The sequence below is a fragment of the Lacticaseibacillus rhamnosus genome, assembly GCF_900636965.1.
GTDB classification, from domain to species: Bacteria; Bacillota; Bacilli; order Lactobacillales; family Lactobacillaceae; genus Lacticaseibacillus; species Lacticaseibacillus rhamnosus.
Genome location: NZ_LR134331.1, coordinates 1,905,085 through 1,930,396, shown reverse-complemented (window position 1 = coordinate 1,930,396; position 25,312 = coordinate 1,905,085). Strand labels below are relative to the sequence as shown.

At 47.0% G+C, this 25,312-nt stretch carries 28 protein-coding genes and 1 riboswitch; of the genes, 22 read left to right on the top strand and 6 right to left on the bottom strand.

The window, feature by feature from the left end; genetic code table 11:
* Window positions 1-507 carry a GNAT family N-acetyltransferase gene (locus EL173_RS09840; RefSeq protein WP_005692987.1) on the bottom strand — a complete coding sequence of 169 codons (507 nt, stop codon included), beginning with the start codon at window positions 505-507 and terminating at the stop codon, window positions 1-3.
* A gap of 52 nt (window positions 508-559) precedes the next feature.
* Between EL173_RS09840 and EL173_RS09835 the strand changes: the two genes are divergently transcribed.
* The 16 genes from EL173_RS09835 to EL173_RS09745 all read left to right on the top strand — a co-directional run bounded on the left by EL173_RS09835 (window position 560) and on the right by EL173_RS09745 (window position 13,975).
* Window positions 560-1,114 (top strand): RNA 2'-phosphotransferase, encoded by a 555-nt coding sequence (locus EL173_RS09835; RefSeq protein WP_015764554.1) that lies wholly within the window; start codon window positions 560-562, stop codon window positions 1,112-1,114.
* An 81-nt stretch (window positions 1,115-1,195) separates the two neighbouring features.
* A complete protein-coding gene (locus EL173_RS09830; RefSeq protein WP_005686010.1) occupies window positions 1,196-1,453 on the top strand; it encodes a hypothetical protein in 258 nt (85 codons plus the stop codon).
* 281 nt (window positions 1,454-1,734) lie between these two features.
* Window positions 1,735-3,084, top strand: a complete 1,350-nt coding sequence (locus EL173_RS09825) for a CitMHS family transporter (protein ID WP_005686012.1) — start codon at window positions 1,735-1,737, stop codon at window positions 3,082-3,084.
* 394 nt (window positions 3,085-3,478) lie between these two features.
* Window positions 3,479-3,802, top strand: coding sequence for a hypothetical protein (locus tag EL173_RS09810; protein WP_014571423.1), 324 nt, complete (start codon window positions 3,479-3,481; stop codon window positions 3,800-3,802).
* Window positions 3,803-3,807: 5 nt separating this feature from the next.
* Window positions 3,808-4,215, top strand: coding sequence for an acetyl-CoA carboxylase biotin carboxyl carrier protein subunit (locus EL173_RS09805; RefSeq protein ID WP_005692993.1), 408 nt, complete (start codon window positions 3,808-3,810; stop codon window positions 4,213-4,215).
* Window positions 4,216-4,229: 14 nt separating this feature from the next.
* Window positions 4,230-5,354, top strand: a complete 1,125-nt coding sequence (locus tag EL173_RS09800; RefSeq protein WP_005686017.1) for a sodium ion-translocating decarboxylase subunit beta — start codon at window positions 4,230-4,232, stop codon at window positions 5,352-5,354.
* A 66-nt stretch (window positions 5,355-5,420) separates the two neighbouring features.
* Complete coding sequence (locus tag EL173_RS09795) at window positions 5,421-5,564, top strand: OadG-related small transporter subunit (protein WP_005686020.1); 144 nt, start codon at window positions 5,421-5,423, stop codon at window positions 5,562-5,564.
* A gap of 1 nt (window position 5,565) precedes the next feature.
* Window positions 5,566-6,570, top strand: coding sequence for a [citrate (pro-3S)-lyase] ligase (citC, locus tag EL173_RS09790; RefSeq protein ID WP_005692996.1), 1,005 nt, complete (start codon window positions 5,566-5,568; stop codon window positions 6,568-6,570).
* Complete coding sequence (citD, locus tag EL173_RS09785) at window positions 6,560-6,865, top strand: citrate lyase acyl carrier protein (protein WP_005686024.1); 306 nt, start codon at window positions 6,560-6,562, stop codon at window positions 6,863-6,865. The genes citC and citD overlap by 11 nt, the downstream gene beginning before the upstream one ends.
* A complete protein-coding gene (locus EL173_RS09780; RefSeq protein WP_014571422.1) occupies window positions 6,853-7,731 on the top strand; it encodes an aldolase/citrate lyase family protein in 879 nt (292 codons plus the stop codon). The genes citD and EL173_RS09780 overlap by 13 nt, the downstream gene beginning before the upstream one ends.
* Window positions 7,731-9,263 (top strand): citrate lyase subunit alpha, encoded by a 1,533-nt coding sequence (citF, locus tag EL173_RS09775; RefSeq protein WP_005692998.1) that lies wholly within the window; start codon window positions 7,731-7,733, stop codon window positions 9,261-9,263. The genes EL173_RS09780 and citF overlap by 1 nt, the downstream gene beginning before the upstream one ends.
* On the top strand, window positions 9,256-9,804 hold the full coding sequence (gene citX / locus EL173_RS09770) for a citrate lyase holo-[acyl-carrier protein] synthase (protein ID WP_005686029.1): 549 nt from the start codon (window positions 9,256-9,258) through the stop codon (window positions 9,802-9,804). Before citF ends, citX begins: the two co-directional genes overlap by 8 nt.
* Window positions 9,797-11,200, top strand: coding sequence for an oxaloacetate decarboxylase subunit alpha (locus EL173_RS09765; RefSeq protein ID WP_005692999.1), 1,404 nt, complete (start codon window positions 9,797-9,799; stop codon window positions 11,198-11,200). Before citX ends, EL173_RS09765 begins: the two co-directional genes overlap by 8 nt.
* A gap of 177 nt (window positions 11,201-11,377) precedes the next feature.
* Window positions 11,378-12,073, top strand: a complete 696-nt coding sequence (locus EL173_RS09760; RefSeq protein ID WP_005686034.1) for a GntR family transcriptional regulator — start codon at window positions 11,378-11,380, stop codon at window positions 12,071-12,073.
* Complete coding sequence (citG, locus tag EL173_RS09755; protein WP_005693000.1) at window positions 12,066-12,926, top strand: triphosphoribosyl-dephospho-CoA synthase CitG; 861 nt, start codon at window positions 12,066-12,068, stop codon at window positions 12,924-12,926. The genes EL173_RS09760 and citG overlap by 8 nt, the downstream gene beginning before the upstream one ends.
* Before the next feature lie 737 nt (window positions 12,927-13,663).
* Window positions 13,664-13,975, top strand: coding sequence for a hypothetical protein (locus EL173_RS09745; RefSeq protein WP_005693001.1), 312 nt, complete (start codon window positions 13,664-13,666; stop codon window positions 13,973-13,975).
* A gap of 304 nt (window positions 13,976-14,279) precedes the next feature.
* Here the strand turns inward: EL173_RS09745 and EL173_RS09740 are convergent, their stop codons facing one another.
* Window positions 14,280-14,678 (bottom strand): hypothetical protein, encoded by a 399-nt coding sequence (locus tag EL173_RS09740; RefSeq protein ID WP_005693002.1) that lies wholly within the window; start codon window positions 14,676-14,678, stop codon window positions 14,280-14,282.
* Window positions 14,679-14,898: 220 nt separating this feature from the next.
* Between EL173_RS09740 and EL173_RS09735 the strand changes: the two genes are divergently transcribed.
* Window positions 14,899-15,510 (top strand): hypothetical protein, encoded by a 612-nt coding sequence (locus EL173_RS09735; protein WP_015764553.1) that lies wholly within the window; start codon window positions 14,899-14,901, stop codon window positions 15,508-15,510.
* A 104-nt stretch (window positions 15,511-15,614) separates the two neighbouring features.
* Here the strand turns inward: EL173_RS09735 and EL173_RS09730 are convergent, their stop codons facing one another.
* Window positions 15,615-16,424: an alpha/beta hydrolase gene (locus EL173_RS09730; protein WP_014571420.1), complete on the bottom strand. Its 810-nt coding sequence runs from the start codon at window positions 16,422-16,424 to the stop codon at window positions 15,615-15,617.
* Between the two features lie 135 nt (window positions 16,425-16,559).
* Between EL173_RS09730 and EL173_RS09725 the strand changes: the two genes are divergently transcribed.
* A complete protein-coding gene (locus EL173_RS09725; RefSeq protein WP_005693005.1) occupies window positions 16,560-17,429 on the top strand; it encodes an RluA family pseudouridine synthase in 870 nt (289 codons plus the stop codon).
* A 205-nt stretch (window positions 17,430-17,634) separates the two neighbouring features.
* On the opposite strand, the gene rpmG is transcribed toward EL173_RS09725, so the two are convergent.
* The 3 genes from rpmG to EL173_RS09710 form a co-directional block, all read right to left on the bottom strand.
* Complete coding sequence (rpmG, locus tag EL173_RS09720) at window positions 17,635-17,784, bottom strand: 50S ribosomal protein L33 (protein WP_003566154.1); 150 nt, start codon at window positions 17,782-17,784, stop codon at window positions 17,635-17,637.
* Window positions 17,785-17,846: 62 nt separating this feature from the next.
* The gene (locus EL173_RS09715) at window positions 17,847-18,422 is read right to left on the bottom strand and encodes a hypothetical protein (protein ID WP_005693007.1); all 576 of its coding nucleotides are present in this window, start codon (window positions 18,420-18,422) and stop codon (window positions 17,847-17,849) included.
* A gap of 291 nt (window positions 18,423-18,713) precedes the next feature.
* Entirely contained in the window at window positions 18,714-19,745 is a 1,032-nt protein-coding gene (locus EL173_RS09710; RefSeq protein ID WP_005693009.1) for a DUF916 domain-containing protein, read from the bottom strand.
* Window positions 19,746-20,782: 1,037 nt separating this feature from the next.
* On the opposite strand from EL173_RS09710, the gene EL173_RS09700 reads away from it, so the two are divergent.
* The 4 genes from EL173_RS09700 to budA all read left to right on the top strand — a co-directional run bounded on the left by EL173_RS09700 (window position 20,783) and on the right by budA (window position 25,038).
* The gene (locus tag EL173_RS09700; RefSeq protein ID WP_024305651.1) at window positions 20,783-21,319 is read left to right on the top strand and encodes a GNAT family N-acetyltransferase; all 537 of its coding nucleotides are present in this window, start codon (window positions 20,783-20,785) and stop codon (window positions 21,317-21,319) included.
* A 106-nt stretch (window positions 21,320-21,425) separates the two neighbouring features.
* Entirely contained in the window at window positions 21,426-21,977 is a 552-nt protein-coding gene (locus EL173_RS09695; protein WP_005686059.1) for a hypothetical protein, read from the top strand.
* Window positions 21,978-22,299: 322 nt separating this feature from the next.
* Entirely contained in the window at window positions 22,300-23,976 is a 1,677-nt protein-coding gene (gene alsS / locus EL173_RS09690; RefSeq protein ID WP_005686061.1) for an acetolactate synthase AlsS, read from the top strand.
* Window positions 23,977-24,327: 351 nt separating this feature from the next.
* Window positions 24,328-25,038 carry an acetolactate decarboxylase gene (gene budA, locus EL173_RS09685; protein ID WP_005714610.1) on the top strand — a complete coding sequence of 237 codons (711 nt, stop codon included), beginning with the start codon at window positions 24,328-24,330 and terminating at the stop codon, window positions 25,036-25,038.
* Between the two features lie 59 nt (window positions 25,039-25,097).
* Window positions 25,098-25,273, top strand: a riboswitch (Lysine riboswitch).
* Window positions 25,274-25,312 lie beyond the last annotated feature (39 nt).

Genomic DNA, 25,312 nt, shown 5'->3' with positions numbered 1-25,312 from the left:
CTAGATTTTTGCGACGGGCTTGACTGGTTTTGACATATTGAACCAGACTTCACCGGCATGGGTGGAAGCTGCAAGACCGTCATTATGAAAGCCGACATGCTCATAAAAAGGGATAAGGCGTGATAGGCAGGTTAAAGTGAGCGCAGTGCGTTTTTGCAATTGAGCAACTTGAGTCAGCTTAGCTAGTAGTTGACGGCCGATCCCATGGTGTTGCATGTTTGGGGCCACGGCTAAGCTGAGAATCGCAAGGTAAGGGGCAGCGGGCTGATTAGGCTGACTATCCGTAAAAAGATCATCTGTGATTGTAGGCTTGAAAGTGGCTGGACCCACAACATAACCCACAATGGTATTTGCAACCCGGGCGACAATAAAGGTATCGGGATAGTTCGTAATGCGCGCCGCCATGCTGATACGGCTGGCCGCTTCTTGCGGGGTGAATCCGGCATGTTCAATTCGCATGATTGCATCAAGATCGGACATGCGTGCAGCGGAAAAATTAAGTTTCAAGGTGATCCTTCCTTTAGTCTCATTGGATTTTGTGAAAATGGGGTATATAGCAATGGAGAAACAACTTGTGAAGATCAGTAAGCTTCTCAGTTTTATTTTACGCCATCATCCGGAAAGACTCGGCTTAAAACTTGATGCATATGGCCGCGTGGATCTGGACACCTTGATCCAACGGTTTAACGCGCATTATCAAGTGCATTTAGATCGACAGGTACTGGCTGCCATGATGCGTCAAAGCGATAAGCGGCGATTCGCGCTTGAAGATAATAGGATTCGGGCAGTATATGGTCATAGTGTTCCGGTTTTACCGCTAATGCCCGCCAGCAAACCACCTACTTGGTTGTATCATGGGACTTCCCATCAGGCGGCCATCATGATTGAAAGTGAGGGGTTGCGGCCGATGAATCGTGATTTTGTCCATCTGTCTAGTGATCTTGACATGGCTAAACAAGTCGGGTCGCGCCATGATGCGCACCCGGTTATTTTTCGAATTGACGCATTAGCAGCATTCACGGCGGGCGCACTTTTTTACCCCACTGGTAGTCGGGTTTGGCTAACTGGAAAAATTTTACCAAAGTTCCTAACCCGAATGCCCACATCGGGTTGACCGAGAATGAACGTTTTTTCTCAAGAAGCGTTCTTTTTTTATGTTAGTATTAGGCATACTTAAGAAAAGGGGGGTTATATTATGAAGGCTGATTCGCCGGATGATTTACGGTTAAATCCGAAACAGTTCGCTAATCTTGTTGTTGGTTCACACCAGGTACCCGATGACAAAGATCCGGAAACAATTGTTAAACGGAAGCTAACACTTTATCTGACCGCTTACTACTTAGCAGAGCGGTTTAACGAGCTTCAGGAAGAAACACTGAGTCATAGTCCATCGCGCGAAAATTTCAACCAGTTATTGAAAAAGTTGGAAGAAGAACGCTTCCAGGACTGGTAGACTGATACAGAATTTTGTTTCTGTATTAGTCGAATGTGAACTATGTAACAATTATTATAGCCTCTTTTCAAACTAATCTGCACACCTTTGCTAAAGTGCCCTCATTGACTTAAAAGCGAATTTTAAGCCAATGAGGGCGCTTTCTTTTTGGGGAAATTTATTTTTGCGGTCAAACGACGATTGTTCTTTTCGTGTTCTAAACGGGCAAAAACCGCCATTTAGTGACGAATATCACGTAATATGAGGGCAGCGATAAAAACTTATGAAAAGAGGTTGGGACTATGTTACTCACCGTCATTGCTTATGCCATGATCATTGTCTTCATGTACGTCATCATGACTAAGAAACTTTCACCGTTTACTTCCTTGGTTATGATCCCGCTATTATTTGCGATTATTGCAATGGTGGCTGGCGTGGCAAAGAAAGGAACGATAGGCGATTTCGTGTTAAAAGGTCTGACGACGACTGCTAACACCGGGATCATGCTCTTATTCGCCATTCTTTATTTCTCCATTATGCTTGACGCCGGTTTGTTTGATCCGATTACGGCACGCATGATCAAGATTGCAAAAGGCGACCCAATGAAAGTGCTGATGGCAACCGCAATTGTTGCGATGGCCGTTTCACTCAACGGGGACGGCACGACCACTACTTTGATTTGTTGCTCGGCATTTATTCCGATTTATAAGAAGCTCAACATGAATATGATGAACCTGGGTGTTTTGATTATTCTGCAAAATACCATCATGAACCTGTTGCCTTGGGGTGGGCCAACTGCACGGGCAATGGCAGTTTTAAAAGTTGATGCGGATATTTTGACCTACCTGTTGCCAGGGATGATTTTGGCACTGGCTTATGTGATCTTCTATGTGGCACCGCACATGGGTCGCGCAGAACGGAAACGCTTGGGAGTTCGGGAATTAACCGATGAAGAAATTGACGAAATGACATCGGTAGTGGATCCGGAAGTTTCTGAAATTCGCCGCCCGAATATGTTCCTGTTTAACGGTATTTTGACGATTGTTCTGATTGCCTGGTTGGTGGCAAGTTCCTTTATTAAAGCCATTGCAATGCCGCCATTGTTGCTGTTCTTGGTCGGAACCTGTATCGCATTGATGGCAAACTATCCTAAGTTAGGCGACCAAAGCAAGCGGATCGGCGCTAATGGTGGCGATGCCGTGCAAGTGGTTATTCTGGTGTTTGCAGCCGGGGTCTTCATGGGTCTGTTCCAAGGAACCGGGATGGCAGAAGCGTTGGCTAAGAGCTTTACCGCGATCATTCCAAATTCCATGGCTGGCTTCTGGGGGCTCGTGATCGCATTGATTTCGGCGCCAGGGACATTCTTCTTAAGTAACGATGGTTTTTACTTCGGCGTTATGCCGGTTTTGGCAACTGCCGGCCGTGCCTATGGGTTTACTAACATGCAAATGGCATTGGCTTCATTAATGGGTCAGGCATTCCACTTACTGTCGCCATTGGTTGCCTTCATCTACCTCTTACTGCGGCTAACCGGTTTGGATATGGGTAAGTGGCAACGCGAAGCCGGAAAATATGCATTAGGCGTGTTTGCAATTTTTGTGGTGACGGTTATGCTCTTTGGCCACGTGCCATTTTACCTGCCGCAAAAATAGCATTTAACCGAAAAAAGACACCGAAAAGCCAATTGTGATTGGCTTTTCCCCGTATGATAGATCTATCAAAGTTATGCGGGTTGCGCTATTTAATAACGCGCGTTCGCAAGCGGGCTGACTCACGCTCACTTTAACGCGTTCATCAGCGCAGAAGTCTGCGTGTAAGGACCTTAGCCGCAATGGCCAAAGCCCAGCCATCACGTCTAAGGCCACTTACACTCCGACTTCTACCCGCGCTGACTCACGCTCACCATAACGCGTTCATCAGCGCAGAAGTCTGCGTGTAAGGACCTTAGCCGCAATGGCCAAAGCCCGGCCATCACGTCTAAGGCCACTTACACTCCGACTTCTACCCGCGCTGACTCACGCTCACTTTAAGAGAAGAGGTGATGTTATGTTTGGATGGTTGCATCGTAAAAAGCAGCCGCCGCAGACACCGGTTGAACCGACAACGAAGAAAGTAGCGGCTCCGGTCGAAACAACACAATGGGAAACGGTGCCGAACTTTTTGGAGGTTGATCCTAAAACCGAGTTAACTGCCAGCCTAATTGCCGCGGCGGTTACTGCGGATTCGGCACCTGATGCAAAGCTGGTGTTGAAACATCTGTACGTTGAAAATCCCGAAGCTAAGCGTGTGGGTTTAATTGCCAGTGCGATTGCTGCTGGTGATGGCGATGCTCAGTACGTGGTCAAGTCAATTAAGAAAAAGGTGGACTGAAGAAGATGTTGAGAAAGTTCAAGATAACGATCGATGGGAAAACCTATTTGGTCGAAATGGAAGAAATCGGCGGGACACCGGCTGCCGCGGCTCCGACGCCAGCACCGGCTGCGGCACCAACACCTGCAGCTGAAACACCAGCGCCGGCACCGGCAGCACCAACACCCGCCCCAGCAACGCCGGCAGCGGCAAGCGGAGAAGGTGAAGTGGTCACGGCACCGATGCCAGGCACGGTTACCAAGGTTTTGGTTAAAAGTGGTGATGCAGTCACCGAAAACCAACCCTTGATGATATTAGAAGCGATGAAAATGGAAAACGAAATCGTCGCGCCTAAAGCCGGGACGGTGGGCGATATTATCGCAACGCTAAATCAAAGTGTCAATTCCGGTGACGGTCTTATTAGCATTATTTAGGGAGGAGGAAGCTTATGGAAGCGCTCATTCACGGAATCACCACTATCACATTAGGTCAAATCGCGATGATGTTGATCGGTGCACTCCTGATGTATCTGGGAATCAAGAAAGAATATGAACCGACCTTATTGGTTCCGATGGGACTGGGCGCCATTTTGGTGAATTTTCCCGGAACCGGCGTTTTAACGCAAGTTGTCGGCGGCACCAAGGCAGAAGGGGTGCTGGATGTTTTATTCAAGGCCGGCATTAACACCGAACTTTTCCCATTGCTGATTTTCATTGGGATTGGCGCCATGATTGATTTTGGCCCGTTATTACAAAATCCGTTTATGCTGCTTTTCGGAGCGGCGGCACAGTTTGGTATTTTCGCTACCGTTTTTGTTGCAGTATTCTTCGGCTTCAACATTAAAGAGGCTGCTTCAATCGGGATCATCGGGGCTGCCGATGGTCCGACATCCATTTTTGTTTCAAACCAGTTGGCGCCGAATCTGTTGGGGGCCATCACAGTGGCGGCTTATTCGTACATGGCATTGGTGCCGATTATTCAACCCATGGCCATCAAAGCAGTCACAACCAAGCATGAACGCCGCATTCGGATGACGTATAAGGCAGAAGGCGTGTCCAAGACGACTAAAATTCTGTTTCCGATTATCATCACCGTCATCGCTGGCTTCATTGCACCGATTTCACTGCCATTGGTTGGTTTCCTGATGTTTGGCAATCTGCTGCGGGAATGTGGCGTGTTGGATCGGCTTTCCAACACAGCGCAGAATGAATTGGTCAACATCGTCTCCATTCTCTTGGGCTTAACCATTTCCGTTAAATTGCAGGCAGATCAGTTCTTAAATATTCAAACATTGATGATTATTGCGTTTGGTTTGTTTGCCTTCATTATGGATTCGGTTGGCGGCGTTCTTTTTGCTAAGCTGTTGAATCTTTTCCGAAAAGAAAAAATCAATCCAATGATCGGTGCGGCCGGTATTTCAGCCTTTCCGATGTCGAGTCGCGTGATTCAGAAAATGGCCACTGACGAAGATCCGCAGAACTTTGTCTTAATGTATGCAGTCGGTGCCAATGTTTCTGGTCAAATTGGCTCAGTGATTGCTGGTGGGCTATTGTTGTCATTCTTTGGCGCTTGATGTGGTTTGTAAGTGCGGAAGTCAACCCGCACCAGCTCACGCTCACTTTACTAGGAGGTTTTTACCATGAAGTTTGATCCCACAGCAGTTGAACAGGCTGGTGAATTGATGTTGGTCGGTATGGGCGGCGTGTTTATCGTTTTGTTCATTATCTACATTGTGGCCAAATTATTGCTTAAGTTTGCGCCAGCCGATAAAGCGGCGAAGTAAGATGGCAACGTTAAAACGTATTTGGTTTGACCTGAATCCGCAAGAAAAAACAGCTTGGCAAACGCTTTTACGTGCGGCTGAATTGACGCCGGATGAACACGTTGATTTTACAGTTGGTATTTTCGAAGATGGTGCGTTATTAGCAACCGGTTCATTAGCTGGCAACATCATTAAAGAGGTTGCGGTGTCACCAGATGCTCAGCATGAAAATCTATTGGCACAGATTATTCAGGCACTGTTGGATCGGCTGGATGATGAGGCGATCACGCATAGTTTTGTCTATACCAAGCCAAGCACGAAAAAGTTTTTTGAATCGTTAGGCTTTAAGCAGTTAGTGGCAACAGACACGGTGGTTTTGCTCGAACGTGGTTATCCTAATTTTGCTGACTACACGGCATTGTTGGAGCAGCATCAGCACTCAGGACAGCCGGTTGCGGCAATTGTGATGAACGCTAATCCGGTTACCCGCGGTCATGCGTATCTGATTGAGCAGGCAGCTAGGGACAATGCCGTGGTTTACGTCTTTGTGCTGTCAGCCGAACGCTCGCTTTTCACCGCTGCCGAACGCTTGGGCCTCGTAAAAAAAATCGCCTCACGCTGGGCGAATGTCGTGGTGTTGCCAACCGCTGATTACATGGTGTCGAATACCACGTTTCCGAGTTATTTTCTCAAGGATCAGGCGGATGCGGCAATTGCGTCTGCTCAAGCCGGATTGGATGCTGCGCTTTTTAAACAGCGAATTGCCCCCATTTTAGACATTACCCGGCGTTATGTCGGTGAAGAGCCATTGTCACCCGTGACCGCTATTTACAATCGCCAATTAGCCGCCACTTTTGGTGACACTATCGAACTGATTGTTGTTCCGCGCTTGCAGATTGCTGGCGAAGTTGTCAGTGCCACGCGGGTTCGGGCGGCGATTGCACAACAGGATTGGAAAACGGTGCAACAACTCGTTTATCCAGAGGTTTATACAGAAATAAAGGAGCGATCAACCCATGAAAATTAATCATCCCGGTACGGCTGGGACACTGGAGTCAAGTGATATTCAAATCACGCTTGCACCAGCCGCTGACGGTATCACGATTCAGTTGCAAAGCAGTGTTGAAAAGCAATTTGGCGAACAAATTCGCGCGGTCATCAAAGCAACACTTGCAAAACTGGCGATCGAAAACGTTGCGGTTGAAGCCAATGACAAAGGTGCACTGGATTGTACGATCAAAGCACGTACCATTGCGGCGGCTTACCGTGCTGCCGATAACAAGACATTTGACTGGGAGGAGATCAACGCATGGATAAATTAAGAAGAACCATGATGTTTGTTCCGGGCGCTAATCCGGGCATGCTCCGTGATGCGCCGATTTATGGGGCAGACGCCATCATGTTTGACCTTGAAGATGCGGTTTCGTTAAAAGAAAAAGATACCGCGCGAATGCTGGTCTATTCTGCATTGAAAACTTTTGATTACAGTAGTGTTGAAACCGTTGTCCGGGTGAATGCCTTGGATGCAGGCGGCGATCAGGATGTTGAGGCAATGGTGCTTGGCGGTATCAATGTGATTCGGCTGCCAAAAACCGAAACGGCGCAGGACATTATTGACGTGGATGCGGTCATTACGGCAGTTGAAGCAAAATACGGTATCAAAAACGGCACGACCCATATGATGGCCGCCATCGAATCGGCAGAAGGGGTATTGAATGCCCGGGAAATTGCCCAGGCATCCCCACGAATGATCGGGATTGCACTTGGCGCCGAAGACTATCTAACCAGTCAGCATACCCATCGTTCCGCTGACGGAGCCGAGTTGTCATTTGCCCGCAACTTCATTTTGCATGCTGCCCGTGAAGCCGGCATTTCCGCAATCGACACGGTTTACACGCAGGTTGACAACGAAGAAGGTCTGCGTCATGAAACCGAGCTGATTAAGCAACTCGGCTTTGATGGTAAATCCGTGATTAATCCGCGGCAGATTCCGGTCATTAACAGTGTGTTTGCGCCTGCTTTGGCTGAGGTTCAAAAGGCTCGGGAAATTGTTGCCGGACTAAAAGAAGCAGAAGCAAAAGGGGCCGGCGTGGTTTCGGTCAATGGTCAGATGGTTGACAAGCCAGTGGTAGAGCGTGCTCAATATACGATTGCGCTCGCTAAGGCGTCAGGAATGGAGGTAGACTGATGGTCAAGAATAAGCTTAATCGTGAAATCTCGGAGCCATATGCCGATCAATATGGCGTTTACGGTGGCGAGTTTGCCAATATTCAACCTTATGATGAACATGCGCGCCACATTAAACCCGTCAAGCCTGATCACAGTAAACTAGTGGCGTCAATTCATGATGCCATTGTCGCAACCGGCCTAAAAGACGGGATGACCATTTCATTTCACCATCATTTCCGCGAAGGTGACTATGTGATGAACATGGTACTGGCTGAAATCGCTAAAATGGGGATCAAAAACCTGTCGATTGCACCTAGTTCAATTGCCAATGTCCATGAACCGTTGATTGAACACATTAAAAATGGCGTGGTCACCAACATCACCAGTTCCGGTTTGCGGGATAAAGTCGGCGCGGCTATTTCCAGCGGGATCATGAAGAATCCGGTCGTCATTCGTTCTCATGGCGGACGGGCTCGTGCTATTGCTCGTGGCGATATTCATATCGATGTGGCGTTCTTGGGCGCACCAAGTAGTGACGAATACGGCAATATTAACGGTACCAAAGGCAAAGCGACTTGTGGTTCCTTAGGTTATGCCATGATTGATGCCAAGTATGCCGATCAAGTGGTTGCCATTACCGACAGCCTAATGCCATATCCCAACACGCCGATCAGTATTCCCCAAACAGATGTCGACTATGTGGTCCAAGTAGATGCGATTGGCGACCCAACCGGTATTGCCAAAGGTGCCACCCGCTTTACGAAGAACCCTAAGGAATTAAAGATTGCCGAATATGCAGCTGAAGTGATCACGAAATCTGCCTACTTCAAAAATGGCTTTTCCTTCCAAACCGGTACAGGCGGCTCTTCGTTGGCCGTAGCCCGCTTCTTGCGTGAGGCGATGTTGCAGCAACATATCAAAGCAAGTTTTGCCTTGGGCGGGATTACCAACTCCATGGTTGAATTGTTGAAAGAAGGACTCGTTGAGAAGGTAATTGATGTGCAGGATTTCGATCACCCATCCGCAGTCTCCCTTGGTGAAAATGCTGATCACTATGAAATTGATGCCAACATGTATGCGTCACCGTTGAGCAAAGGCGCGGTCATTAATCAGCTTGATATCGCTATTTTGTCAGCGTTGGAAATCGACACGGACTTTAACGTCAATGTGATTACCGGTTCCGATGGCGTGATCCGTGGCGCATCCGGTGGCCACAGTGACACGAGTGCCGCCTGCAAGATGAGCATGGTCATTGCGCCGCTGGTTCGTGGACGCATCCCAACGATTGTCGAAAATGTGAATACCGTTGTGACTCCGGGAGCCAGTGTTGATGTTGTTGTGACGGAAGTGGGCGTGGCCATTAACCCGGCCCGGTCAGATCTGATTGAAATGTTTAAGGATTTGAAGGTGCCACAATTTTCGATTGAAGCACTCAAAAACATGGCTTATCAAATCACAGGCACACCTGCACCTATTCAATATGGCGACAAGGTAGTTGCTTTGATTGAATATCGTGATGGTACCTTAATCGATGTGGTGCACAATGTTTAAATTGTCAGTTTTGGATGGCCCCCAAGTTGACTTAGGGCAAATGTTGGCTGCCAAAGACGCGCGTATGACCAAGGAGTATGACTGGTTAAAGGCAAATCCGGACACGACGCTATTACACGTGACGTTGCGGATTCCGGGACCGGTCAAAACCGGAAAACGCGTCGTTACAGTGTTTACAGCTGCGATGCAAGCCTTGCAGGATCAATTACAACCAAACGTGCAAGGCATGCAAATCGAATCGTTACCAACTGGCCCTGAAGCTTACTTGGCGGTGCACATGGACCCGGTTAGTTTAAAGCGCCGAATGATCGGATTTGAACAGCAACAACGCTTTTGTGACTTACTGGATTTGGATGTGGTCACGTTGCAAGGTGAAGAACTGCATCAGGTTTCGCGCACCGATTTTAAGTTACCTCCGCGAGCCTGCTTGGTTTGTGGCGGGGACGCCAAAGCCTGTGCGCGCTCACGTCGACACGGATTGCCTGAGGTTCAAGCGGCAGTTGAAGCAATCATAAAGGAGGGTTGGACCACACATGGCTAAACAAAAAGTCCAATTCATGGAAACAGTTTTGCGTGATGGTCAGCAAAGCCTGATCGCTACCCGGATGCCATCAAGCGATATTTTGCCAATTTTGGATAAAATGGATGCGGCCGGCTACCACGCATTGGAGATGTGGGGTGGCGCTACGTTTGATGCTTGCTTGCGTTATTTAAACGAAGACCCGTGGGAGCGACTGCGGAAAATTCGTCAAGCCGTCAAGCACACTAAGTTGCAGATGTTGCTGCGTGGCCAAAACTTGCTTGGTTATAAGAACTATGCTGATGATGTCGTCGCCGATTTTGTCACGAAATCAGTTGAAAACGGTATTGACATCATTCGTATTTTTGATGCGTTAAATGATACACGTAATTTGAAAACCGCACTGGAAGCTACCAAGCAAGCGGGTGGCCACGCACAGCTGGCGATTAGTTATACCACCAGTGATTTCCATACGATTGACTATTTCATCAAGCTGGCAAAAGAAATGGCAGACATGGGCGCTGACTCCATTGCCATTAAAGACATGGCCGGCATTTTAACCCCGCAGAAAGCCTTTGATCTTGTAAGCGGCATTAAGCAGGAAATTACGGTTCCGCTAGAGGTCCATACGCATGCGACTGCGGGAATGGCTGAAATGACGTATCTTGAGGCAGTGCGCGCAGGTGCTGATATTATTGATACGGCGGTTTCCCCATTTGCTGGCGGTACCAGTCAGCCGGCAACCGAATCAATGCTCGTAGCTTTGCAGGACTTAGGCTACCCGACTGATGTCAAACTAGCCGAAGTCAGTGACATTGCCAGCTATTTTGCACCGATTCGCGATCAATTCCGTGATGCCGGGCAGCTAAATCCCCGCGTTAAAGATGTTGAACCAAAGTCACTGATTTACCAAGTGCCAGGCGGGATGCTTTCTAACTTGTTGGCGCAATTGAAAGATCAGGGGCAAGAGGCCTTATATGGGGATGTTTTAAAAGAAGTGCCCCGCGTTCGGGCTGACTTGGGTTATCCGCCGTTGGTTACCCCATTGTCACAAATGGTTGGTACGCAAAGCTTGATGAATGTGATGAGCGGAGAGCGGTATAAGCTGATCCCTAAAGAAATCAAAGACTATGTTCGCGGACTTTATGGTCGGCCGCCTGTGCCAATTTCCCCTGAGATGAAAAAGAAAATTATTGGTGACGCGCCGGTTATCACCACGCGACCGGCAGACCTGATTGAGCCGCAACTACCGACATTTCGTAAAGCTATTGCCGAATATGCCCATTCAGAAGAAGATGTCTTGAGTTATGCGCTCTTCCCTGATCAGGCAAAAGACTTTTTAGGCCGGCGTGAAGATCCGTTTTATGATGTGCCGGTTCAAAAAGTTTCACTGACATTTGATCCTACTCATAATTAAGGCACATGATCCTTTCGCCCCCTAATCAATTAACGTGCCGCCGTGAGTTGGTAGGCTAGCACAATTTGAGCTGTTGACAAATTTGTCGGCAGCTTTTTAAGTGAGCGTGAGCCAGCATGTTTTAAGTGGTGAGACACGTTAAGGTATAATATTGGGTTAGGTGAGGGGGGACAATCGATGAATCAAGTGGTGTCAGCGGTTAAGAAAAATTTGGATTTATCACAGAACCGGCCAATTAAAGAAGCGATTTACGAAGCGCTGCGCAAGACGATCCTTTTGGGCGAAATACCCAGCGGTGAGCGGATTAACGAGAAGAATCTTTCCGAAAATCTAAATATCAGCAGAACGCCAATTCGCTATGCACTTGAGCGTTTGGATGAAGAAGATCTGGTTGAACGCAAAACGGGTGTTGGTGTACTTGTCAAAGGTATTTCAATTAACGATGCCTATGAAATTTTTGACATTCGCAAGGAATTGGATGTGTTGGCCACGCGTAAGGCCATGCGTCTGATGACCCCTGAGCAATTCAATCAGATGCGGACTCTTTTGGAAGAAACGGATCGTTTGAACGCAGCCGGTCGTGTTGCCGAAGTGATGGCTAAGTTTACTGAATTCAATAATTTTATTTATGATGCCAGTCATATGTTGCGGCTGAAAATGATCGTCAACCAGCTGCAGAATTATTTGATTTATTTTCGTGATATCAGTATTAATGGCGATGATCGGCGCAATCTTGCCATTCAGGAACATTGGCTGCTTTATCGGGGGATGTTGAATCAAGATGACGATCAAATTAAGCTCATTACGCGCGAGCACTTAGAGCATTCCCTGCACTATATTCTGAAAGTTATGAAGGCAAAACATATTGAATGAACAAGCAATTGCACAAGCGGCAGTTACCAGTTTACAAGCAGAAGTTCAGTTGGCGCCTAAACCCGGCTTGGTCGACCCTGAATCAAATGGTGCACACCGCGACATGGATGTGACGACCTTTGCAGCTAGCATTGAAGCTTTGACGCCTTATTTTCAGCAATATTTTCATGCCGGCGTCGTTGCTAAAACGGTACCTGATCTTTATCGCCAATTACGCGCCATTGGGATTGCAGCAGAAAATGCCATGCTCGCCGCTACTGCTGGTGTTAATACGCATCGAGGGGCTAACTTCTCCTTTGGTTTTTTATTGGGTGCATTGGGCTGGCTCATGCAGCAACAATCCCTGCAGCAAATAGTCACCGCTGACTTTGCGCCGCTATTCCCGACTGTGGCTCAAGTGACGCAAGGTGTGGCTGGTGATTTTCGGGATTTGGAGAAAAAAGCCCGCTGGAGCCATGGCGAAGCGTTATATGTCAAACACGGCGTTACTGGGGTTCGAGGTGAGGCTTTGGCCGGTTATCCGACTATCCGGCATGTGATCTTGCCATATTTACGCAAGACTGCCAGACGCGGGGATATGCGCTATTTACGATTAATGGTGCACTTGATGGCGCAAGTTGAAGATGCCAATGTCCTCCATCGCGGCGGGCCAAAGGGATTACGATTCGTGCAAGATGCGGCTAAAACATTGTTGCATGTCCCGGATTCACACTTGCCCCATGCCTTGCGTCAGTTAAATGCTGAGATGATCACGTTTAATCTTAGTCCGGGTGGTACGGCCGATTATCTGAGTCTAGCTTACTTTTTTGATGCGCTGACGAGCTTGGCAACAACTAATTCCCAACCAGACTAGTTGAAACGCTTTAAGGTGGAGAAGTTGAGCTATAACTTGAATCTTTGGAATAAAGGTGTACTATTTTTCGAGTTCAATGAAAAATACTACGCCCTTTGATTTTTTGTTGAGATATAAGGAATTATAAGTTATAAGGCTCATGCAGTCCTTGTGCCGCTTGAAGTTAATCGCTTTCAATTCGGTCAAACTTCCGGTAGAATTAAGGTTTGAAGAAGAATATAGTTCAAGCGACTTCTTTGACGGACATCAAAATTGGGTCAAATTCTTGTGGCAGTTTAGATGCGGCACAAATTAATCGTAAAGTTAAGACAGAAAAAAGCTCAAGAGCAAGTGCCTCGACTTGCTCTTGAGCTTTTTGCCTTGTAACTGATCGATCACAACAAAATTACTGGAAGCAATTATATGGACCGCGGTTTCTTGTCCATGAATTGTTCAAGCATTTTTCAAACTTATCATCGAAAGGAGTTCTCGGCCCGCGTTGATAAGGAGGGACTTTTCCCATTCCGTTAACCCAGTTTAAAGTCCCTGGATTATAAGAATCACCACCAACGATTTGCTCCAATTCCCCTACATCCAGAACTGCCAAGCTGTCTTTTCCCAAATAATCCATCCCCTAAAGTTTTTTGATAGCGCTGTTATTATACTATGATGGATACTATATTTTCAACAAAAATAAAAGAAAGTGTTTTCATAACACTTGTTATAATGATATTATCTGGATTAAGGAGTGATTCAAAATGAATGAAAAGCAAGTCGTTATTGCTAAAATGCTGGAATTACAACATCTTTTTGAGAAGCAACCAGATGGGATATCCCAAAAAGTTGTCTCGAATATAAGACAAACGATCGGTAAACTTGCTAGTAACAAAACAGCAGCTATTGATATTTCAGCACAAGTGCGGCCAATAAGTCGTCTTATTAGAGATGAAATGTTAGAGCATAATTATAACCTTACGCTAGAGCAGCGGACTCTCCTTTTTGACCTAGAAGGCAAAGCACAAGATATTGAAAACAAATTCCAAACAGCAGCAGATTGGATCCTTTTTTAGTGAGGCTGAATTTTAATGATTCCAGTGCCAAAGCGGAGCAATCGTAGGCCAGATGGGGATCAGCTGTGGAAATAACACAGCGACCGGTTTTTGCCGCTGATGTTGTTAGGCGGCTTGGAGACTGCTTGGCTGCAGGCTCCAAGCGCCGTCTCCGCTCTAGCTTCATCTGGCCGGAGATTGCGGAGTTTGGCATGGCGCGTAACTATTTTAGCAACTCGTGCCATTAAAATATTTGAAATTTAACAATTATCATATTTTTGAGGGAAATTTTGCCTCAACTATTTTTCGAGGCACACGCTCTGGATTAAACAGGAAACGGAATCAGATCGATGTGGCGAATCATGCGGATACTGATGTTCTGGTCGCCGACATGGACGACATCGCTATCGGTTACACCACCGACTTTACCGGTGATCGGCGGCAGCATCTGGCCATCCGGTGTTTGCAAATCGAGCTGAATGGTTACGGATTGGCCCTCAGCGTATGCTCGAAGCAAGATCATCCGAATGTAAGCCTGATCTTGTAACGAAAGCGGCGGATAAGTCAGATGCTCGGTCTGCGCCTGTTTTTTTAACGCGGCGGTGTGGTCGGAGAGGTAATAGCCTTGCCACTTGCGCATCCCGCGATCAATGTAACGATTAGCAAAAAAATCAGCCACCAAAGCAGCAAACTTTTGCTTACCGATTTTTTCTTCGTAAGTCATCAATCTCACCTCAAGGACCAGTTTACGAACACATGTTTGCCGTTTCAAGAAAAAGGTTATGTTTAGTTGAATGTTACAAAACGATGACAGCAAAAATCTTGATAAGTCTTAAGATTTTCTTGATTTGAAATCATTTTGTAACATTTCTGCTTGCCGCATGTTAGTCTGAAATTGTTGAAACGATCCGACAAGCGACAACTTCTGAGTGGGAGTGATTGACATGAAAAAATGGATGATGATTGCAACGGCATTCTTAGCACTTAGCGGCGTTTCCGGTGCCGCTTTATATCAACAACATGTCAGTGCTAAAAGCGATGTGAAAACCACAACGGTAAAAACAGTCACGAAAAAAACAACAAATCAGCCGAAAGCAACGAGCAAGTCACAGGCATCGTCAAACTCAGCATCAAGTACAGCTCAAACGACCAGCACGTATGAGTCCGGCGCTACCGTAACCGTTAAGACCCCTGCAACGACAACCGAAAAGACGACGGCAAGTTCAGCAACCACAGAGACTGATGCTGCTGCCACAACCAGTGATGCTGCAGCAACAACAACGACCCAAACGGCAAGTCAGCCCACGGTTCAAGCGCCATTTTATGTTGGCACGTGGCATAACGAACATGTATCATTGACCATTACGGCAACTCAGATGACCATTTCCCAAAATGGTGTTTCGAAGACGTCTCGCTACACGGCGACATCAAACGGTAATGGTTATGTTCTTACACCAACCGATATCGAAGCAGACGCGATTTACTTAGTACCAGTGACCGGCGGCGTTGAATGGGTTGCACCCGGCGCCACCACACCATTAATTCTCCGGCCGTAAGTGATGCGCATACCACATAGACTTATCTTTTGGAGCGATCAAAAAAGGCGCCGCGAAAGCCAACTTTTACTGGCATTCGCGGCGCTTTTAAAATGACGTCAAGACTAATCGGTTGCTTTATTCAGCGCCTTGTCTTCAAAACTTGCAAAAAGATGGTGATCGAAGAAGCGTTTTGTTTCAGGTAAGGCAAAACTGGTATAATCACGTGCATGGCCAACGCCGGGTACCACGTGGATGGAAATGTCCCGACCAAACATGGCAGCTTGCTGGACAAAATGCAGGGCACTTGGTAATGGCATTAATTCATCTGCCGAGTTGAACAATAAGGTTGGCCCAAGTTGATCAGTTAAATGATTGGTTGGGTTGACGGCGGTTAGTAAGCGCGGATCCAACCCGCCCAGATATGTCTGAATAAAGTATTTATAAAAAGCGTCATGGATTTCATGAATTTCGGTCAGGCCCAGTTCGTTCTTTGCGTCAACCGATGCTTTTACCATTTGATTCTTCTGCACCCAGTTGGCAAAATCAACTACGGGCGACCATGCCACAACTGGGTAGCCAGTGGTCAGACTATTTTGCAACACCATTGTGCCTCCCGAGCTGGCGCCTAACAAGCCTACTCGTTCGCGATCAAATTCATAAGGAGAGGCAAGTAGCCAGTTTATAAAATGATCAAAGTCGTTTTGGGCGGTCGGATATAGATACTTAGGAGCTAGCCGAAAATTGGGAATAGCCACCAGATAGCCGGCGTCCGCAAGATATTGGCCCAAATCGCTTTCATTTTCTTTATCGCCACGGAACCAGCCGCCACCGTGTGCGTATATGACGGCACCGCCATTAGCCGCGTCCGGTACGTAAATATCAACGGGTAAATCATGGGCCTCATCATAGATCACGTCTTTTTCCACTTGCATATTTGCCTGTTCCTCCTTATTCTTATACATTAACCATATTCTAACCATAGTCCCAAAAGCCGTTTAAATGCAAATCTTTACATATTTTTGTTCGGTTTTGAAACATCAGATTATTGGGATGGCGAAAGGAAAAGCATGCGATATACGTTTGATTCAAAGGTGACAACGGCAACCACAATTAAGCGCTGGTTAGCCAAACAAGGTGTTAGCCACAGATTATTCAAGAAAATGTTAGCGAACCATTTATTGTGGCTGGATGGTCATCGCACTGGCAATACTGCGATTCAGGCTGGGCAGACGGTGCGCTTCGCCATCCCAACGACGATGACGGTGACACCGGAAAAAGCCTCGCTCGATGTTCTGTATGAAGATCAAAACTGGCTGATTATCAATAAACCGGCTCATTTAACCAGCGTTCCCGGCCCTCATGATCCTCATCACAGTTTGTTGAATCGCATCGTCTGGTACCTGCAGCAGCAAAAGGTAACCGAACCGCAACCCGCGATTATCACGCGCCTGGATCGCGATACAGTTGGATTGGTTTTAGCCGCGAAACACCCGTATGCACAAGGGCGGTTTGACCAGGCTCATCATGCGACCTTGAAAAAAGAATATCTGGCTGTGGTTGCCGGGCACCTCAGTCATGCTACCGAGACAATTGAAGCACCCATTGGTCTGGGACCGGATGGCATTCATCGGATGGTTACGGAAAACGGACAATCGGCCATCACGAAGTATCAAGTGCTGAAAGAAGCGGTCAACACCTTGGTCGAAGTGCAATTATTAACCGGTCGCACCCACCAGATTCGAGTACACTTTGCCAGCCTTGGCCATCCCTTAATCGGTGATTCACTTTATGGCCAAGCGAGTCCGCTCATTGATCATCAGGCATTACAAGCGACCCGTTTAAGTTTTGTGGACCCATTTTCTGAAAAAAGAATTCAGGCTGATTTACCGATTCCTGATGACTTTATGAACCTTTTAATCAGTAGCAACCGATCCTGATTGTCATAAGTGCGACTCATCTTCTATGATTATTGACAAAAGCAAGCCCCACAACCGCTGTTTTCAGGTTAGGGCTTATTTGGCACTATACAACAGCTTTCAATATGGTCGTTCTCACCGATCAGGTACAAAAAGCAAAAAAATATCGCGTTCTATCAGTAAAAAACTGACAGAATGCGATATTGGCTGATGAACTGCGATCAGATTATTTAACTTCGGTGAAGACCACGCGTTTACGCAACTTTGGTGAATACTTCTTGAGTTGCAAACGATCAGGCGTGTTACGCTTGTTTTTGGAAGTTAAATAGATACGTTCGCCGGTTTCATTGTTACCTAAGATGATGTTGTTCCGCATCTTTTAGCACCTCGCTTTTTCATAATTTAACCTGTCAAGCATACAGGATTGACAGACTAAAATCAAGGCTGGACGTTAAAGGCAGCAAAGGGCGTGACGCCATGGGTTCGTGCAATTTCCGCAACGCCATCAGGATCAGCCGTGGTTAAGCCAGGCAGGTCAATGGCATCACTTTCGCCAGTATCGGCCTGAACGACTTGAAAGAGGGGTTCAGCCGGGTAAACGAGAAGTTGCGTTGAAGTTTTAACATCTTGTGTGTCTTCATGTAGCAATGGCACGTTTTGCAGTGAACTCAGTAATGCTTGGTTAGCTTCCAAGAAATCATTCAGGGTATCCCAACTGTCAAGAATTGCAATCGGAGGTTCTAGCGGTGTCAGATAAGCAACAAAACGCCGTAAATCGTCTTCCCATTTACGAACCGAACTTTCAGCAAAGGTGGTCTGATCTAATTGTTGGACTAATAGTTGCGGAACCGACTCACTTTTAACAGAGTCAGGCATCGCTGTCATTCGAGCGGTTAAGTCGCTAATGCAACGATAAGCCTGCTTAACATCTGCTAAAAATTTCAGAATATCAGTTCCACCGGCATTTTCATAGGCAGTTTGAAACTCATTGCCAAGTACACGTTTATTCGACATCAAAACTCCTCCTTACACGCAGGCTTCGCGGCTGGCAAACGTGTTGTGATGAATGCAGGCAAGTGGTCCTTCATGCTGACCGATGCCCACAAACGATCTAGCCTTGCAAAGCTTTGAACTTGGCAGCACTTAGCACACGCAACGTCTATTTCCAGCCATGACCGTACGATCAAAATGCGCACCAAATAGATGACACCGTGAGAAGGATTTACATTTTCCAAGGCGTTTCATAATCATTTGGTTTCGCGCTACCTTTATCATAAGTCAAACTGTCAATGCTGGCACGCTTTTCTACTGATTTTGCCGATGGTGTACCACGTTCCAGCGCCATAGACCGAGAACAATGATTAGCAAAGCGGAAGTGATGCCGGCAATTATCCAAGGAAGCAGGCCATGATCATCCGCATCGCTTGGTGATCGTGGTCGGGAAGCAGTCACACTGATCGGTAATTGGCCGTTGTAGCGAAAGTTGACTTGTTTGGACCAAGTGTAAGATCCCGATTTTGCCGTCCATTTGAGCGTGTAGGTACCTGCAGCCAACTTGGTCTCATTCAAAGGCATACTTTGGGTAAAAAAGGAATGCGGTGCAACCGCTAACCCCGTAAAATGACCTGTCAGTAGCGGCTTTTGGCTACCGGGTTTAACCAAAATATAATCTGTTGCAATTTCACCGAATTGATTACTTGAAGGGTTATGCAGCCGCGCCTTGACGACCGGTGTGTGGTTGTTGGTGCCGATGCTGGCTTTGGTTATATCAAGCAATGGTGGATTCGGCGTGGTAAGATCTTGCCGCAAAATGGTCGTAATGCCGATTGCAAAGCGGTTTGTGAATTGAACCCCGTTGCTGGAAGCACGACTTGATGTGGCGCCTTCTTGCAGGACATAAAAGCCGCCTGCGATAATCCCGATAAAATGCTCAGCCGGAGCTTGCAACTGATACGTTACGGTTTGCTCGGAATTGGCTGCAACAGTAACCGTTCTTGGTCCTTTAATTAAGGTGCTCAGACGAATGGCGTTTTGATCAAGCGGTGGTTGGCTTTGATCAAAGGCAATGACCCCGCTATTGGTCGTATATGCCGGATTGACTGCAATACGGTAGGTTTGAGTCTGGTCACTTTGATTAGCGATCCGGAGCTGTAAATCTTCTTGTTGGCCCGGGCTAACTTGTAAGTCAAAGTAACCGGTAACCGACTGACGCTGATTATTAGGCAGGACCGGCGTAACCGTGAATGTTGGTGAAATGGCTGCGGTTGTCACGGTCAATGGCCAAATAAAGAGCATGCTAAATAAAAGAACCAAAATGAGACTCATTATCTTTTTCATAATTGTCGTCACCTTTCGCCTGTCGGTATGTAGGGCAGCTGTTCGTTGAGAACGGAATCGGCTGCCATTACTGATTATCAGACGTGGTTAACTTTGGCTAGTAGATCGGTTGTTACTTAAAAGTCCTCAGTATGTTGGAAAAATTACCATATATGTTTGTGAGGTGATGGCAGGTGACCTCGCCGCGAGATCAATGTGTTCCTGCAAGTTGGCGAACTTTCGACTAACAGTAGTGCTTGCCGGCATGATGTCACGCACCTTTCTCAAGGGGTTATTTGAACGACTTTATTTTACCGATAAGAACAAATAATCAGTCGTCAAATGCTTAGGCTAAGTTCGATGTCCAATTAGCTGAAGCTTGTCATACCGTGGAAGATACTTGATAATATGAAAAGATAAATAGTTTCGTGTGCCGCAATCGCGAGAAAATTTGCTACTGGAAATATTTTTGTCTCAAAAAATGGAAAAATTTTGTCAGTTGATGAGACAAGGTTAATGTATTTTCACAGGCCGCAATTTATATGTGCGGATTTAGGGGTTATGAGTGAATATTGGATGTCTTGGTCGTTTGGATATAGGTGCGCTGGTTCATAACGCGCTCACCGGCGCAGAAGTCTGCGTGTAAGGACCTTAAGCGCAATGGCCAAAGCCTGGCCATTACGCCCAAGGCCGCTTGAGTTCTGGCTTACGCCCATAACGCGCTCACCGGCGCAGAAGTCTGCGTGTAAGGACCTCAGACGCAATGGCCAAAGCCCGGCCATTACGCCTAAGGCCGCTTATGTTCTGGCTTATGCCCATAACGCGCTCACCGGCGCAGAAGTCGGAGTGTAAGGACCTTAAGCGCAATGGCCAAGATCGGGCCATCACGCTTAAGGCCGCTTGAGTTCTGGCTTACGCCCATAACGCGCTCACCGGCGCAGGGATCTGCGTGTAAGGACCATGGTCGCAATGGCCAAGAGCGGGCCATCACGCCCAAGGCCACTTATGTTCCGGTTTCTAACCGCGCCGGTTCGCGCTTACTTTTTTTAGGAGGTGTCATTTTGAAAGGTCCGCGAGTGACGGTTCGTCCTTTCGCTGCATCAGATATTGATGATTATTTTGCTTATGCCAGACTAGAACAAGTCACGCGGGCGGCGGGGATGGCGCCTTTGATGACCCGTCAGGAGGCGGCTAATCACGTTAAACGGTTTGCCCGTGAGCGTCAGGACTTGGCGCTTGTTTATCAGTTGCATGTGATTGGCAACATCGGCGTTTATCCGCGCGAGTTGTCGCCATTGACAGGGGATGATATGACGCGTGAAATTGGCTATATCCTTCATCCGGCTTATTGGCATCGAGGTTTGATGCGTGAGGGACTGCAACTGGTCATTGCAAATCAATTTGCCCATGATATTAAGGCTATTTGGGCAGGTGTTTTTCCTAGCAATCATGCTTCAATTCACTTGTTGAAACGTTTAGGCTTTACATTTCAATTCGAAGTGCCGCTGCCACGGGGATTGAGTGGCGACCATCCCCGCGATGAACAATATTTTAGATTGTTACCGAATCAGTTTGAAAATGAGGATTTACTTTAATATTTTTTTGAAAACCGGGTGAATTCAATCCGGCTTTTCTCTTTTATATAGGCAACGAATTGAAAAATGTTATAATGAAAACGAGTATTAGTCTGGAGGTTTCAAAATGACTGTGCAAACAGAGTATGAACAGGCCTATCATAAGCGGCTTGCAGCAATCGAAGCTGATCCGCAATTGACAGTGCTATCAAGCATGAATCAACCGCAAGAATCGGATCAAAATGACGTGCGCCAATATATTGTCTTCACCGATTTTAAAGCCGATGAACAGAAACAAAAAACCAACTCGATTTACGTCTACACACCGTTTGAAAATGTTGACAAATATGGCCATTCGAAAGCAGATTATCAGGCACAGCTCTTATTTGAAACGAATCGCTGGGACAACGTGATGCATATTACGGTTTTAGAGACGCTGGGTTCCGAAAGTCGCTTGGCTTTTTACGATTTTGAGAACCTTGGCCTCGCACAGTTGGCACTGAAAGCTTTTCTGAATTTGGCGATGAAGGCTGACGTTGCGCTCGTGGATGGCACGATTAGCTCCTTTGACAAAGTTAATTTAGCCAAGTTACGGCATATTTTCACAAAATTTGGATTTAACCTGAAACTGACTGATCCGAAAACCGGTATCGGTAAAATCAGTCGTTCCTTACAATAGACTGGTAGCCGGCAAAATGATGCCGCAGTATCTTGAAACAGTATAGAAACTAAGTAAAATCGACCGCAAAGACAAGTTGTCTTGCGGTCGATTTTAGTTTGGCGTGAGCTTCCTTTAACGATGTTCCTACTAAATCAGTTAAACTTATATTGGAAAGATTAAACATGATCTATAAGCTTGAGTTGTCCGAAAATGTAACAGATTTATGAAAATACTGCAACAGAACCTCTCTGTTTAATCGGTGTTTTTCAGTTAAAATAGGGGTTGAAACGGAACACAAAAAGCGTATTATGAAACACATCAATAATGAGGAAGTGGCGAAATGGCTGAAGAGAAGCGTTATGGCGCAGATTTAATTGTCGAAAGTTTGGCAAATCACGGGATTGATTATGTTTTTGGAATTCCCGGCGCCAAAATCGATCGGGTTTTTGAAACCCTAGAACATCCCAAAACTAAAAAAAGTCCGCAATTAATTGTCGCCCGACACGAGCAAAATGCAGCCTTTATGGCAGCCGGTATTGGCCGTTTGACTGGTAAGCCCGGCGTTGTCTTGACGACTTCAGGACCTGGCGCTTCGAACCTGGCAACCGGCCTTGTTACAGCTACTGCTGAAGGCGATCCGGTTTTGGCATTGTCCGGACAGGTTAAGCGAGCAGATTTGTTACGTAGCTCCCATCAAAGTATGCGGAATGCGGATCTTTTTGCGCCGATCACAAAATATGCGGCTGAAGTTCAGGATCCGGACAATGTTAGTGAGATTATTGCCAATGCTTATCAGGCGGCGGAATCAGGCAAGCAGGGCGCAAGTTTTGTGTCAATTCCCCAAGATGTGACCGATTCACCGGTCAATTCCGAACCGATCAAACCGTTAGTGGCACCAAAGTTGGGACCGGCCAGCCCTAGTGACATGACTTACTTGGCACGTGCGATTAAGGAAGCCTCATTACCAGTGTTGCTGTTGGGTATGCGTGCATCGTCCAGCGATGTGACTGCTGAAATTCGCGAGTTGTTGTCGGTCACCGAGTTACCGGTTGTCGAAACATTCCAGGGTGCCGGCATTATTTCGCATCGCCAAATCGATAATTTCTTTGGCCGGGTCGGTTTGTTCCGTAATCAGCCGGGTGACATGTTGTTGCAACATAGCGATCTGGTTATTGCAATTGGATATGATCCCGTGGAATACGAACCTCGTAACTGGAATGCTGATGGCAAGGCACGCATCATTGTGATTGATGATGTTCCTGCTGAAATTGATCACAACTTCCAACCGGAAACCGAATTGATTGGTGACATTTCACAAACACTGGATATTTTGGTTCCGTTGCTGCGCGGTTATCAGGTGGCCCCGGAGAGTAAACATTATCTGAGTGAATTACAATCTAAATTACAAGACAGCGACGTACCGCCAGCCTTGACGGATCAAAAGCTGATTCATCCGCTAAGCATTGTTGCTGCATTACAGGAGCGGGTCGCAGATGATATGACTGTGGCAGTTGATGTTGGTAGTCATTACATCTGGATGGCACGGCATTTCCGTAGTTATGAGCCACGACACTTACTTTTCTCGAATGGTATGCAAACATTGGGTGTGGCACTACCGTGGGCGATCGCGGCAACTTTGGTTCGTCCAGGAAAAAAGGCGGTTTCAATATCCGGTGATGGCGGTTTTCTTTTCTCGGGTCAGGAGTTGGAAACTGCCGTGCGGCTCAAGGCGGATTTAGTTCATATTATTTGGAATGATGGCCATTATGATATGGTAAAATTCCAAGAAGAGATGAAATACGGGCGTGCAGCAGGTGTTGACTTTGGACCGGTTGATTTTGTGAAGTATGCAGAAGCTTTTGGCGCCAAAGGTTTGCGCGTTGATAAGCCAAGCGAACTTGGAACCGTGCTTGATGAGGCGTTTGCGACTCAAGGTCCAGTGATCGTTGACATTCCGGTTGACTATTCCGATAACGCTGAACTTGGCGCTGCGATGTTGCCTGATCAGATCTATTAATCGTTAACTGGATTGACGTGGGGGCGTGTGGCTCAGTGTGAGATTGTCTGTTTACACTCCGACTTCTAAGCGCGCCGGTTCACGCTCCATAACGCGTTCACCAGCGCAGGGGTCTGCGTGTAAGGACCTCAGACGTAATGGCCAAAGCCCGGCCATCACGTCTGAGGCCGTTTACACTACGACCCCTAAACGCGCCGGTTCACGCTCACCATAACGCGTTCACCGGCGCAGGGGTCTGCGTGTAAGGACCTCAGCCACAATGGCCAAAGCCCGGCCATCACGTCTGAGGCCGCTTACACTACGACCCCTAAACGCGCCGGTTCACGCTCACTTCAAAAAGGAGATGTCGTTTTGAATACGGATCGGTTGTATCAACATGGAACATTAGCCATGCTGGTTCCGGGGCTTTTTGCGGGGACGCAGACAGTTGGGGAATTATTGCAGCACGGTGATACTGGCATTGGAACTTTGACTGGGCTTGATGGTGAGCTAATTATTCAGGCGGGTAAGGTTTATCAAGTGAATGCCCAAGGCAAAGTTCGAGAAGTGCAAGAAGACGAGAAGGTTCCTTTTGCTAACGTTCACTATCAACACGACGTTGCAGCTGGTAAGCTTCAGGGGCTTGATTTGGCAGGGTTTCACAAAGCAACTCTTGAGCGGCTGCAGACCGGTAATTTATTTGCAGCAGTTCGTGTAGAAGGCACGTTTACGCAAATGCATACACGAGCGGTGCTGCCGCAACAGCCGCCTTATCCGACCTTGACCGAAACGGCCTCGGGTCAAAAAGAATTTCATGCTGAGAATATCAAGGGCACTTTAATTGGGTACTTTTCACCGGATCTCTATGCAGGTGCGGTTTCACCTGGTTTCCATGTCCATTTTCTGGCTGCTGATCATAGTATGGGTGGGCATATTCTTGGCTTCGAATTGGATAGTGGCGAACTGTTTTTACAAAAGTTTAGCGACTTCCAGTTGCATTTGCCAACAGATGATCAGCCTTTCTTGAAGCAACAATTTGATACAACAAGTTTGGTTGCTGATATTCTTAAAGCTGAGAGTTGAGTTAAAGCTGTGTGAGAGTGAGTTGCTGTTGTCAGTTGAACATGATATGGTGAGTCGTAATTGAGATTAGAGGTCGCATCAATCATGAGTCGCAGCTGCAATGGTCTGAACACCAAGCGCGCAGTTGTTAAAGGGAAAGGTGCCGAAATACCGGTTGAGTTCAGCCAATCGATATTGGGCCAGTTGGATAACATCCACTGGACTGTCGCGATTATCGCGGGGCGCTAACAAATCGGATCACGTTTATTCATGGTAAAAAGCAGAATAAGCCGAT

Excerpts from the sequence above, each read along its gene's own strand:
- EL173_RS09835 (WP_015764554.1), top strand. The coding sequence starts at position 560 with ATGGAGAAACAACTTGTGAAGATCAGTAAGCTTCTCAGTTTTATTTTA.
- EL173_RS09830 (WP_005686010.1), top strand. The coding sequence starts at position 1,196 with ATGAAGGCTGATTCGCCGGATGATTTACGGTTAAATCCGAAACAGTTC.
- EL173_RS09825 (WP_005686012.1), top strand. The coding sequence starts at position 1,735 with ATGTTACTCACCGTCATTGCTTATGCCATGATCATTGTCTTCATGTAC.
- EL173_RS09810 (WP_014571423.1), top strand. The coding sequence starts at position 3,479 with ATGTTTGGATGGTTGCATCGTAAAAAGCAGCCGCCGCAGACACCGGTT.
- EL173_RS09805 (WP_005692993.1), top strand. The coding sequence starts at position 3,808 with ATGTTGAGAAAGTTCAAGATAACGATCGATGGGAAAACCTATTTGGTC.
- EL173_RS09800 (WP_005686017.1), top strand. The coding sequence starts at position 4,230 with ATGGAAGCGCTCATTCACGGAATCACCACTATCACATTAGGTCAAATC.
- EL173_RS09795 (WP_005686020.1), top strand. The coding sequence starts at position 5,421 with ATGAAGTTTGATCCCACAGCAGTTGAACAGGCTGGTGAATTGATGTTG.
- citC (WP_005692996.1), top strand. The coding sequence starts at position 5,566 with ATGGCAACGTTAAAACGTATTTGGTTTGACCTGAATCCGCAAGAAAAA.
- citD (WP_005686024.1), top strand. The coding sequence starts at position 6,560 with ATGAAAATTAATCATCCCGGTACGGCTGGGACACTGGAGTCAAGTGAT.
- EL173_RS09780 (WP_014571422.1), top strand. The coding sequence starts at position 6,853 with ATGGATAAATTAAGAAGAACCATGATGTTTGTTCCGGGCGCTAATCCG.
- citF (WP_005692998.1), top strand. The coding sequence starts at position 7,731 with ATGGTCAAGAATAAGCTTAATCGTGAAATCTCGGAGCCATATGCCGAT.
- citX (WP_005686029.1), top strand. The coding sequence starts at position 9,256 with ATGTTTAAATTGTCAGTTTTGGATGGCCCCCAAGTTGACTTAGGGCAA.
- EL173_RS09765 (WP_005692999.1), top strand. The coding sequence starts at position 9,797 with ATGGCTAAACAAAAAGTCCAATTCATGGAAACAGTTTTGCGTGATGGT.
- EL173_RS09760 (WP_005686034.1), top strand. The coding sequence starts at position 11,378 with ATGAATCAAGTGGTGTCAGCGGTTAAGAAAAATTTGGATTTATCACAG.
- EL173_RS09745 (WP_005693001.1), top strand. The coding sequence starts at position 13,664 with ATGAATGAAAAGCAAGTCGTTATTGCTAAAATGCTGGAATTACAACAT.
- EL173_RS09740 (WP_005693002.1), bottom strand. The coding sequence starts at position 14,678 with ATGACTTACGAAGAAAAAATCGGTAAGCAAAAGTTTGCTGCTTTGGTG.
- EL173_RS09735 (WP_015764553.1), top strand. The coding sequence starts at position 14,899 with ATGAAAAAATGGATGATGATTGCAACGGCATTCTTAGCACTTAGCGGC.
- EL173_RS09730 (WP_014571420.1), bottom strand. The coding sequence starts at position 16,424 with ATGCAAGTGGAAAAAGACGTGATCTATGATGAGGCCCATGATTTACCC.
- EL173_RS09725 (WP_005693005.1), top strand. The coding sequence starts at position 16,560 with ATGCGATATACGTTTGATTCAAAGGTGACAACGGCAACCACAATTAAG.
- rpmG (WP_003566154.1), bottom strand. The coding sequence starts at position 17,784 with ATGCGGAACAACATCATCTTAGGTAACAATGAAACCGGCGAACGTATC.
- EL173_RS09715 (WP_005693007.1), bottom strand. The coding sequence starts at position 18,422 with ATGTCGAATAAACGTGTACTTGGCAATGAGTTTCAAACTGCCTATGAA.
- EL173_RS09710 (WP_005693009.1), bottom strand. The coding sequence starts at position 19,745 with ATGAAAAAGATAATGAGTCTCATTTTGGTTCTTTTATTTAGCATGCTC.
- EL173_RS09695 (WP_005686059.1), top strand. The coding sequence starts at position 21,426 with ATGACTGTGCAAACAGAGTATGAACAGGCCTATCATAAGCGGCTTGCA.
- alsS (WP_005686061.1), top strand. The coding sequence starts at position 22,300 with ATGGCTGAAGAGAAGCGTTATGGCGCAGATTTAATTGTCGAAAGTTTG.